12 protein-coding genes and 2 pseudogenes are annotated in these 11,189 nt (G+C 45.7%); 13 read left to right on the forward strand and 1 reads right to left on the reverse strand.

The window, feature by feature from the left end; genetic code table 11:
• The 12 genes and pseudogenes from E5161_RS20450 to E5161_RS20505 all read left to right on the forward strand — a co-directional run.
• Positions 1-262: Crp/Fnr family transcriptional regulator (locus E5161_RS20450; RefSeq protein WP_136779736.1), on the forward strand; the 262-nt coding region annotated here is incomplete at its 5' end.
• A 138-nt stretch (positions 263-400) separates the two neighbouring features.
• A complete protein-coding gene (locus tag E5161_RS20455) occupies positions 401-733 on the forward strand; it encodes a putative quinol monooxygenase (protein ID WP_136779737.1) in 333 nt (110 codons plus the stop codon).
• A 34-nt stretch (positions 734-767) separates the two neighbouring features.
• Positions 768-839 (forward strand): annotated as a pseudogene (locus E5161_RS20460) (VOC family protein); the annotation flags it as partial.
• A 97-nt stretch (positions 840-936) separates the two neighbouring features.
• Positions 937-1,761, forward strand: coding sequence for an alpha/beta fold hydrolase (locus E5161_RS20465; RefSeq protein ID WP_115450015.1), 825 nt, complete (start codon positions 937-939; stop codon positions 1,759-1,761).
• A 31-nt stretch (positions 1,762-1,792) separates the two neighbouring features.
• A complete protein-coding gene (locus E5161_RS20470) occupies positions 1,793-2,053 on the forward strand; it encodes a Crp/Fnr family transcriptional regulator (protein WP_246042490.1) in 261 nt (86 codons plus the stop codon).
• A gap of 137 nt (positions 2,054-2,190) precedes the next feature.
• The gene (locus E5161_RS20475; RefSeq protein WP_136779738.1) at positions 2,191-2,520 is read left to right on the forward strand and encodes a putative quinol monooxygenase; all 330 of its coding nucleotides are present in this window, start codon (positions 2,191-2,193) and stop codon (positions 2,518-2,520) included.
• A 64-nt stretch (positions 2,521-2,584) separates the two neighbouring features.
• Entirely contained in the window at positions 2,585-3,331 is a 747-nt protein-coding gene (locus E5161_RS20480) for an SDR family NAD(P)-dependent oxidoreductase (RefSeq protein WP_136779739.1), read from the forward strand.
• Between the two features lie 200 nt (positions 3,332-3,531).
• Positions 3,532-4,434 (forward strand): annotated as a pseudogene (locus E5161_RS20485) (IS30 family transposase).
• A 109-nt stretch (positions 4,435-4,543) separates the two neighbouring features.
• Complete coding sequence (locus E5161_RS20490; protein WP_281279897.1) at positions 4,544-4,834, forward strand: nuclear transport factor 2 family protein; 291 nt, start codon at positions 4,544-4,546, stop codon at positions 4,832-4,834.
• A gap of 623 nt (positions 4,835-5,457) precedes the next feature.
• Positions 5,458-6,156 carry a response regulator transcription factor gene (locus tag E5161_RS20495; protein WP_136779741.1) on the forward strand — a complete coding sequence of 233 codons (699 nt, stop codon included), beginning with the start codon at positions 5,458-5,460 and terminating at the stop codon, positions 6,154-6,156.
• A gap of 137 nt (positions 6,157-6,293) precedes the next feature.
• Positions 6,294-7,583 (forward strand): sensor histidine kinase, encoded by a 1,290-nt coding sequence (locus E5161_RS20500; protein WP_246042492.1) that lies wholly within the window; start codon positions 6,294-6,296, stop codon positions 7,581-7,583.
• A 69-nt stretch (positions 7,584-7,652) separates the two neighbouring features.
• On the forward strand, positions 7,653-8,303 hold the full coding sequence (locus tag E5161_RS20505; protein WP_136779743.1) for a hypothetical protein: 651 nt from the start codon (positions 7,653-7,655) through the stop codon (positions 8,301-8,303).
• Positions 8,304-8,676: 373 nt separating this feature from the next.
• On the opposite strand, the gene E5161_RS20510 is transcribed toward E5161_RS20505, so the two are convergent.
• Entirely contained in the window at positions 8,677-9,882 is a 1,206-nt protein-coding gene (locus E5161_RS20510) for an IS110 family RNA-guided transposase (RefSeq protein WP_136779744.1), read from the reverse strand.
• 483 nt (positions 9,883-10,365) lie between these two features.
• Here E5161_RS20510 and E5161_RS20515 point away from each other — a divergent pair, with 483 nt between their 5' ends.
• A complete protein-coding gene (locus E5161_RS20515; protein WP_136779745.1) occupies positions 10,366-10,845 on the forward strand; it encodes a hypothetical protein in 480 nt (159 codons plus the stop codon).
• Positions 10,846-11,189 lie beyond the last annotated feature (344 nt).

The following is an 11,189-nucleotide window of genomic DNA, read 5'->3' on the forward strand; positions in this document are numbered from 1 at the left end:
GGTGGAAAAATTGGTTTTTAGGGATCTACGTGGTAAAGTGCTTTACTTTCTCAACCGACTATCTAAAAAGTTCGGCATAGAAGAAAATGGATACCAAAAAATCGATTTTCCCCTGACTCATCAAGAATTGGCCAATATGATCGGTGCCACAAGAGAAGCGGTATCGCTTACCCTACAAGAACTATCCAATGAAGGTATTCTCGTGACCAGCCGTAGAATGGTCATGATTCATATCGGAAAAGCGATGAAAGAACTGGCTTGATTTCATGACCTGTATGAATTTTCCTTCGACTGTATGCTTTTCGACGTAATCTAAATTACTGTCGAATTATTCATCTAGCGTTATGATAAATGCCGAAACGGAATCACTGCATATATGAAACTTATAGGAGGAGTCAACATGTCCAATCCACAAGTTCAACTGAATATTCGATTCAAAGCTAAACCAGGGAAGAAAGAAGAATTCCGCAAGGAGCTATCTTCCCTTATTGAGGAGATGTCATCCGAGAAGGCATTCATTAGCGCCATTGTTTCGGACGATCTGGATCAGCCGGATGACTTGATCATTTATGAAACATGGCAAGGCACGAGAGATAGCTGGCTTGCGGAAGAATTTAATAAACCATACCGCAAGAATTACGAAGGAACACTAGGCGATTTAATTGTGGATAGAAGCGTCAGCTGGTTGCAACCGAAGGGCGAATGGGGAAGTCATATAACGAATGCATATTAATTTTTATAAATGAGAAATAGCATCTACAGCTGTACAAATGGGCGAAGTCACAATAGCTGTCTTCGACGATACATGCGGCAACCTTATTCAGATAATGCAGGAGTAAACTTTATTTATGGTAGAAAAAGTTATGCAATAAAGTGTTTTTATAAACAATTTAACAACAACTTTATGTTGAGACCTACTAGAAGGAGGAAAGCATCATGGCATTTTTCGAAACAAGTGACGGCGTCAAATTGTATTATCAGCAAAAAGGAGAAGGACAACCGATTGTGCTCGTCCATGGCTGGTCATCGGATCATACAGCATTCGATCAACCATTTGAAGAATTGAGCAAAAAGTTCAATGTAGTGTCTTTTGATTTGAGAGGACATGGCGCTTCTGATCGCCCGGAGCATGGTTTGACATTGAAGAGATTCGCTTCCGATTTGGAAGAACTAATGGAGCATCTTAACTTGATGAATGTCACATTAGTTGGACACTCGATGGGGGTTTCTACGACATTCGAGTATGTAAAAAACTTCGGTGTATCCAGATTGAAGGCCGTATCGTTGTTCGACATGACACCAAAATTAGTCAATGAAGAGGATTGGAATTTAGGTCTTTATCACGGTAAATATACGCGGGAAGACTCATTGAATGATTTGACAGTGATCAATGATAGCTTGATGGAATTCGCAAAGCCTTTCTTTAAAGTGATCGTCCCATACTTGACTGGTGAAATGATGGAAGAGCAGCTCAATTTAGTAGTCAACGGCAATACCCCTCATGTATTAGCGGCAATGTGGCATGCGATGGCAGTTGGCGATTATCGTGACGTGTTACCACAAATCACTGTACCAACACAAATTGTGTATGGAGAAAAGAGTACACTTTACTCAAAAGAAACAGCGGAATACATGAAGGAACAGATTCCGAATTCTGAAGTGATTCCGTTTGAAAACTGCACGCACTTATTAGTTGCGGAAGATGTAGTAAAAACAGCAAAAGTAATTGAAGAACTTGCAAGTTCTATGGTGAATTCATAAATAATGAAGGGGCTGTCTAAAAAGCCCCTAAGTGGAAAAATTGGTTTTTAGGGATCTACGTGGTAAAGTGCTTTACTTTCTCAACCGACTATCTAAAAAGTTCGGCATAGAAGAAAATGGATACCAAAAAATCGATTTTCCCCTGACTCATCAAGAATTGGCCAATATGATCGGCGCCACAAGAGAAGCGGTATCGCTTACCCTACAGGAACTATCCAATGAAGGTATTCTTGTGACCAGTCGTAGAATGGTCATGATTCATATCGAAAAAGCGATGGAAGAACTGGCTTGATTTCATGACCTGTATGAATTTTCCTTCGACTGTATGCTTTTCGACGTAATCTAAATTACTGTCGAATTATTCATCTAGCGTTATGATAAATGCCGTAACGGAATCACTGCATATATGAACTTATAGGAGGAGTCAACATGTCCAATCCACAAGTTCAACTGAATATTCGATTCAAAGCTAAACCAGGGAAAAAAGAAGAATTCCGCAAGGAGCTATCTTCCCTTATTGAGGAGATGTCATCCGAGAAGGCATTCATTAGCGCCATTGTTTCGGACGATCTGGATCAGCCGGATGACTTGATCATTTATGAAACATGGCAAGGCACGAGAGATAGCTGGCTTGCGGAAGAATTTAATAAACCATACCGCAAGAATTACGAAGGAACACTAGGCGATTTAATTATGGATAGAAGCGTCAGTTGGTTGCAACCGAAGGGCGAATGGGGAAGTCATATAACGAATGTGTGATGACGTTGAATCTTTAACCTTTAAGGTCAAGTAGGATGCATTAATTTTATGGGAGGCTTTAGATATGGGAAAATTTGAAGGTAAGGTAGCAGTTGTCACCGGAGGAACAAGCGGAATCGGACTTACGACGGCACAACGATTCGTTTCGGAAGGAGCCTACGTATTCATTACCGGCCGTAGACAAAGCGAGCTGGACGCGGCAGTTAAATTGATCGGTGACCGGGTTACCGGCGTTCAAGGTGACATTTCTAATTTGAAGGACTTGGATAAACTGTTTGATACGGTAAAGCAGGAGAAAGGACATCTGGATATTCTATTCGCAAACGCTGGACTTGGCAGCTTTCTGCCCTTGGGTCAGATTACGGAAGAGCAATACGACACAACCTTCAACGTGAACGTAAAGGGTACCTTGTTCACCATCCAAAAGGCTTTGCCGCTGTTTCCAAATATGACAGGAAACATCATCATAACCGGCTCGACGGCGGGTACGATCGGCGAAGCAGCGTTTAGTGTCTACGGAGGTACCAAGGCGGCTCTCCGTCAGATGGCGAGGAGTTGGATAATGGATTTGAAAGGCACAGGGATACGACTTAATGTAGTGAGCCCTGGCACGGTCCACACGCCAGCTTATAATGATCTGTTTGGCGAAGCGCTAAATCAAGTTCTTGAATCGGCGAAGAATGTCGTTCCGTTAAGTCGCGTGGGCAAGACGGAGGAGATTGCCAGCGCGGTGATGTTTCTGGCCTCGGAGGAAAGCAGCTATGTGAACGGCGTCGAATTGTTCGTAGATGGCGGTATGGCTCAAGTCTGACCTTGAATCAGAAGGGATGAGCTGTCATTTAAGCAATTCCTAATAAGCCCATGTATCAACTCAGGCAGAGGAGTCTATATAAGCTCTCTGCCTGATTTTCATACTGCGACGGATTTGATTGCATTGCTTTGCCGGATGTATTCAATCAAACGAAGGTAATCAATTTGCAGGATGTGTTTCTTCTACAGGAGAACCCAAAAATGAGCTACTCCCATCTTAGCATAATCGAACGAGGACAACTAGAGACGTTACATCGGCTTGGGTGGTCGACGAGAGCCATTGGCCAGCATCTTGGTCGTCATCACTCCTCCATTGCCCGAGAACTCAAGCGAGGCCGAGTAAAGGCGTGCTATGAAGCCAAGGCTGCACAAGGATCGTACCGACAAAGACGAGTGTCCTGCGTTCCAACAGGTAAGTTCACGCCAGAGCTGGCTAAGGATCTGCAGGAGCGCCTGGAGCAGACTTGGTCGCCCGAACAGATCGCAGAAAAGAGACGATGTGAAAGACTGTCGTTCGTTTGCTTCAAGACGATCTATCGGTGGCTCTATGACGGCAAGCTAGCGGTATCCGAGACGGAAGTGCTACGCCACAAAGGGAAGCGACGCAAGCCTATGGAAACACGAGGGCGTTTCCTTGTTGGCACAGCCATTCATCAGCGTCCCAAAGAAATACGCAAACGGACGACTTTCGGTCACTGGGAGCTGGATACCGTTGTGTCCAGCCGTGGACAGAGCAAGGCTTGTGCAGCTACGCTTATCGAGCGTAAAACAAGGCCTATCTCGCTATCAAAATGCCGGATCGCACAGCACACTCCATGGAAGTCGCTTTTGGTGTAGCAGCCAGCCAATACCCGCAAGGTGCCTTTAAACCGGTACGACAGATCGAGGCAAGGAGTTTGCTTGTTATAATGCGCTGGAAAACATCCACGACATCAAGGTTTATTTTGCAGATCCCTATTCATCTTGGCAGCGCGGTTCCAATGAGAATGCTAACGGGCTGCTACGCGAGTTCTTTCCTAAAGGACATGATCTCGCTACGGTGTCGGAACAGGCTGGAAATCTGCTTACGAAGAATTCATGGACGAACTGTCGCACTTAGCTTGACAATCTGTCTAATAAAAAGAGAGGAAGATAATAATGGAAGGAAGAAATACGCGAAAGAGCACAAGGGGTATTTCGTAAACATCTAAAACATCTATCTGATAAAGCATGGATCAATCTGTGGGCAGAAGACGGGGTATTAGAATTTCCATACGCTCCGAAAGGGTATCCAGATATGATGGAAGGGAAAGCGGATATTTATGATTATATGAAAAGTTTCCCTAAAAACTTTGAAGTAGAGTTTACAGATCTTATTTTCCATATACCGGTAGATCCTGAACTAGTTATCGCAGAGCTTAATTCTGTTGGTAAGCAACGTGAAACAGGTAACCCATACAACCAAACATATATTAGTGTAGTAGAAACAAAAGATGGATTTATTACTCGTTATAAGGATTACTGAAATCCACTGGTGTTTATTTATTCATTTGGAAGTTGAGGAAAAAAGTGGTTGTTCAATTTGGCAAGTGAAGTGACCCCCAAAAGTTGGAGTTTTATATTAAGCGGTGAGTCTGTAAAATAAAAAGTGTAAACTCTCAAACCTGTTAAAATGAGAATAGCAGAAAGGTTGGGGAGCACACAGATCTTGCTCAGGATGCGCAGAATGCCTCCAACTATCCGTTTTCTATCCGGATCGGATCGGCCAGCATTTGCCTTGAGAGCCGATCTCCACTTCGGGGGAGATTCTCTATAAAGGAGTTTACACGAAATTATTGACAGACCCAATTTGAGCAAACTGATCGACCGCGACTTGTTCGCGGGACTCACTTGCTTCATTATTTAGGATCACTTTCGGCGGCCGCAGGGCCGCCATTTATTTCGCCGATAGACCCCGACCCGTTACGGAGAACCGTATCATAAGTAACGGCAAGTTTTCTTGGTGTCAATCGGGCGGAAACCTTGCCGGGCAAGGGTTTCGCAGTTTCATTCAAGCGACTCCCCTCGAATCTGACTTGCAGTTTGCTTGGCTTGGGTTCAAAAAAATGGCAGTCCAGCGATGAAGGAATACCCGGGAGGAGGGATCATGTGAAGAAGATTCTCGTGATCGACGATGAAGAGGCTATCCGGGACTTGTTGGAGCTTGTGCTCAGGAGGGAGAACTTCCGGGTTCAGACAGCGGCAAACGGCGTCGTGGGACTCAAGGAGCTGGACTCCTTCAAGCCGGATCTGGTGTTGCTGGACTTGATGCTGCCGGACTATTCCGGGTATGACCTCTGCAAGGAGATCATTAAAAGACAGGTGGTCCCTGTCATAATGGTATCGGCGAAGAATGAAATTATAGATAAAGTGCTGGGACTCGAGCTTGGGGCGGAAGATTATGTGACCAAGCCCTTCGATAACCGGGAGCTCATGGCCCGGATCAAAGTGGTGCTCCGAAGGTATGAGTACCCCGATCCGAACCTACAGAGCGGCGGCAACCAGATGCATCATGGAGAATTGGCGTTTGATCTGGAAGCAAAAACCGTCCTGAAGAACGGAACGTCGGTTTCTCTCACAGCCAAGGAATTCAAGATTATGGAAACCCTGCTGAGAAGGCCCGGAAAAGTGTTTACCCGAGACGAGCTTCTGGAGATCGTGTGGGGGTACGATTACTTGGGGGAAAGCCGCAGCGTGGATATGACCATCATGCGGCTTAGAAAGAAGCTGGAGGATGACGCGGAAAGTCCCAACTATGTGAAGACCGTGTATGGGTTCGGCTATCAGCTTGGAGGTGACTCCGACTGAAATATGCCGTTCGATTAATGTTGTATTATTTATTCTTCTCGGTTCTGTCATTTGCCATCATCATTATTTCCGTAAATAAAGCGATCGACTACTTTAGCTTCATAACCATAGAAAAGCAAATGATGGAGAAGGCGGACTTGAGCGAACTGTCCTTCCGAGAGGTCCTGGCCAATCATGAACGGTCAAAAGCCGAAGGGCAAGTCACGAATGTACCGAGAAGCGCCCTGGAAACGTTGAAAGCGACCGGCAAGGAAGTGCGGATCTATGATCGCAATCAGAAGCTGGTTGGGCTGGCGGTGAATGGAATCATCGTCAAGGACGGGCACCCGTTGATTTTCAAGGATAATATCGAGAATGCTCTGCAAGGTAATTATTCCTACAAAGTCACCGATTCGAAATTGCTGTATTTCGCCGTGCCTATTCAAGATATGTATTATCAAAACAGCTATGTGTTCGAGTTTGTGGAAGACATTTCCTATTTCTACGCCATTCTGGATCAGATCCGTTCGATCCTGTTTGTCGGCGCAGGGGGATTTCTGGTTCTAATCACATTCTCCAGCCTGTTCATAGCCCGCAATACGACGAAACCGATTATTTATCTACTCGGCGCGACAGAAAAATTCTCCAACCAGCAGTTCCAGCCGGTCACCATGAATCGAAAGGATGAGCTGGGAATGCTTGCGGACGGACTGAACCGGATGGGAATCCAACTGAACCACTATATCCAGTACCAGAAACAGTTCGTTTCCAATGTTTCCCATGAGCTGAAAACGCCGCTCGCCGCCATCCGGGGGTTTTCTCAATATTTGCATGAGGAGGAAAAGAAGGACCCGGAGCTGCAAAAGATCTATTCCCATCTGGTCCAGGAATCGGACCGTCTGACCCGGCTCATCGACGAACTGCTGCTGCTGTCCCGATTCGACAAGGCCGGTCCGGAAGAGATCGACACGGAAAGGACCGATCTATCGGAGCTGGCCCATCGCGTGGCGGCTGAGATGCGGCTAAAAGCGGAGGACAAAGGAATCACGCTGGAAGTGAAGCCGGGAAAGGCAGCTTTTGTAGAGGTGAATCCGCTCTTGATGTCGCATGCCATCGCCAATCTGATCGACAACGCCATCAAATACTCGGATGCCGGCACGCGGGTCCGGATTGAAACCTCTGTCCGCCAGAAGGAAGCGGTCATTCAAATCCGCGATCAGGGGATTGGAATCAACGAGGACGAGATTCCCCGGGTCCAGGAGAGATTTTACAGAGCGAGGAATGCCAACTCTGCCAAGGGCTCCGGGCTGGGACTTTCCATATGCAAGGAAATCGTCGAGAAGTGCAACGGCTCTCTGGTTGTCGAAAGCGAGAAGGGTTCGGGGACCACGGTTTCCATCGTGCTGCCCTTATTCGGAAGTTACAAGACGGTTACAAGGCTGTTATGACTCTAATAAATGCTTCCCCTATAATGACCTCATACGATGTATAAAATGAATTTTTGGAGGGAATTTAGGATGAAAGATATTCGAAAATCAGCAGTTGTAATACTGCTAGCGTTCGTCGTGATGACGGTCCTGGCGGCATGTCAGGGAAAACAAGATGATTCGCCGGCGCCGACATCAACGGCGAGTACGCCAGCCAGCAGTTCCGATTCCGAAGTGATCAAGGAAGGCACGATTAAAAAGGACGATAATGTTATCCTCAAAGAGCTCTCTTTCGTCTACATGGACCATAACATCGCCCTTTCGGACATTGTCGACGATGACAAGCTGGAAGGCATGTTGGGCAAGGCGGAAGAGAAGAAATCACACACCTATTCTGCAAACGATGGGACGAACATGGACCCCTTGATCGGATTTACGGAGAATCAGTACAACTTTCCGGGACTCGTAATCAAGACGATCAATGCGTCCGAGGATAAGAAGTTCTTTATCTTCAGCATCGAAATTACGAGTTCCAAATTCGCCACGGTCCGGAACATCAAAGTTGGCGACAGTGTCGAAAAGCTGAAGGAAGCGTACCCGGAGGGGTATCTGATCGGTAATGGAGCGCCCGAAGAAGAGGATGTTTTCCGATATGAGCCGGTCAACTATGTGGATTTCATGAACTTTCACATAAAGGACGCCAAGATTGAAAGCATCCGCATATCCACGCTTCTATACTGAGCGGGTTCGAGCATCATTCACGTAGATTAAGGGCTTTCCTGCTGGACGCAGTTCTAAACCGCCCGAATTTAAATTGAAAAGTAAGAACGAAAAGTCATAGGGTCATCCGTAAAGGATGGCCTTTAAACTTGCCGTTACAGACAGCGCGGTGAACCGTACCATATACCAAGGCTAGATCATTGAGCTAACGGGTACGATACTTTAAACGAAAACAGGCTTGCCGACATGCGACGGCAAGCCTGTTCCGCTAAACCAGCTAATATCTTGTCAAGATTTTCTGAATTAAAGTTTAAAAAGATGATGCTATACTAAATTTGCGCATGCCAAACAACCCTCCAATGTGGGATTGGAAGGTTTTTCATGCAGTGGTTCATCAGGCCATATCGAGGAAAGATTCCTTGCGTCTAAGCAGGGCAAAAATCCAATGAAGCAGTTTGTTCACGCAGGCGATCATCGCAACTTTATGGGGCTTGCCTTCAGATATCTTCTTATCATAGTATGCCTTGAGTTTTTTGCTGCCTGAGCGACGTAAGCTGCAGAGTACAGCCAAAAACAAGGTGTGCCTTAGCCTGCTTGAACCTCGTTTCGTAATCCGGTTTATCGTGGCTGTAAACTTACCGGACATATGGACACTCGGGTCCACGCCAGCAAAGGCTACCAGCTTTTTTGGGTGATTAAACCGATCGATTTCACCGACTTCCGAGATGATCGTTGCAGCGATCTTTTCTCCGATACCGGGGATCGATTGGATAATCTTATATTCCTCTATTTCATTAGCGAGGGCATCGATTTGCTTTTCTAGGGCGGTTAGATGCTCTCGGTAATGAAGCAACATGCTGACGTACATCTCAAGGCTGATCAGATGGCTTTGGAACGGCGCCTTACGAAAGGGATTTCGCTCAGCGGCAGCCAGTAAGGAATCGGCCTTATCCATTGCCCAGCTTTCAGAGCGGCGCATACATAACGATGCAATCTTCTCCGAAATTTTCGCTTTACCGGCTTTCAGAACGGCATCAGAAGTCGGATACTCCAACAAGGTCCTGAGCGACACCGCAGAATGAAGATCCCCGAAGACACCCTTGTACTCAGGAAACACCTGATCCAACACGGCTTGAAACTGTAGCTTTATTTGAATATACAGACCTGTGACCGCATCATGCTGCCTCGTTAAGTTTCGCAGGTTTAGCAACTGAATACCTCGAATCTTATGATGCTGAAAGTCCTCTTTGTAAAACAGTTCACAGAGGGCGTAGGCGTCCACTGCGTCGGTCTTAACCTTACGCAGGCTCGAGGACTTCTTCGCCTGATATGACAGGATTGGATTCACCACAACAAACAGAAAGTTATGATCTTCTAGGAACCGAGTGACGGGAAGGTGGTAGTGTCCCGTTGATTCCAAGATCACCATCGGTTGCTGCTTGCTTTCCTCCTCAATGAGCTTTAAGAACGAATGGAAGGCTTCCAATCCTTCCTGAGTATGATGAACAGTAAAGCTTTTTCCGTAAGGACGGCCTTTGTCCAAGAAAGCCTGACCCTGACTTTCTCCTTTTGCGATATCCAGGCCAATTACTGGATTCATTCGATCGTATCACCTTCGTTCATGTATTTGCCGGTAGCCCCTAATCCATCTTGCAGTGTCATAGCTTCGCTTGTTATTCGAGATCGATGTCTCAACCAGCCTCAAACATGTTTCTACAAGTAGGGGGTGAACAGTTTAGCGCACGGGGTCAAGGCCCCACGGGCAGAGACGTTCTACCCCGGCTACCCGTACTAAACCCCTTGGAGACAAAAGAGGTCAACCAGTAAAAACTGGCTGACCTCATAATACGAACGGGCAGTTTAACGAAACTATGTAAATAAAATAAGCGTCTAATTATTAACTTTTTTAGGGGGGATTTTTATAAAAACTATTCTTCAAATAACAACAGTAGTGATAATTATGGTCATAACTATGGTCATAATTCTGGGATGTTCCTCATCCCAACCGACTCATGACGAAAATAATACCATCCCAAACATATCAAACGAGCCCCAACGCTCCGATGCTGAAGAAACAAGCAGAATGCAAACAAAAGAAGAAATTTTATTAAAAATGGGGTTGCCATTAGAGGGTGAAAACGTCCTTAATCCATTAACAGTAAAGCCAGGAGACCTAATCCAAGGCTTGAAAGTGGTTGAGATTCAAGCTTTTCAAGGGACTCCGGATTACGATCTTGACACCGTTTTAGTGGAATTCAGTGGAAGTATTACCCTCACCGGAACGGTTAAATATTTGCCGGAGGATAGAAACTTTGGTTCTGATCAAATGGTGGTGTTCGAAGTCAACGCTTTGGAGGAGAGGAATTTACCCGTTTCCCATCATGACCGGTGGGAGCAAACGATCATGTTTAGAAATCGGGAAGAAGTTTCGTCTTCTCTGCAAATCAAATCGGGCGATGTTCGGGAGAATGTGACGATTTTGTTAGAAGATTATAAGTATGCTTTTTTGCCGACAGACGCGATCAGTACTGCGGATTTTGTAAGGATAATAGACGAAAAGTGATGACGACATGACACAACTTGTGGAGGATGCACATGAAGAAACACAATAAAAACAAGGTGATTGTTATCACTGTGTTGATTGCATGCTGTATTCCAATTGTCTTCTTATGGTTATGGTATCGAGTTATTGATTCACCAATTACTTGGTGAGAAAATCGAATACGCTTCCGATAATCGGGAGCCTGTTCAACTACCCTGAAAATAACTCATAGTAGAGAACCAAAAAAAGACAGCACGAAAGTAGGCGCAGCTCAAGTGATTTTAAAAAAGCTGCGTCTTCTGTGTGAAGAAGGGGAGGTCAGGAAGCTTCCGGTGAGGCCAATGTTACCGTGAAGCCCAGGTTCT

Origin of the sequence: Cohnella pontilimi (assembly GCF_005049045.1) — a bacterium.
Classification (GTDB): domain Bacteria; phylum Bacillota; class Bacilli; order Paenibacillales; family Paenibacillaceae; genus Cohnella; species Cohnella pontilimi.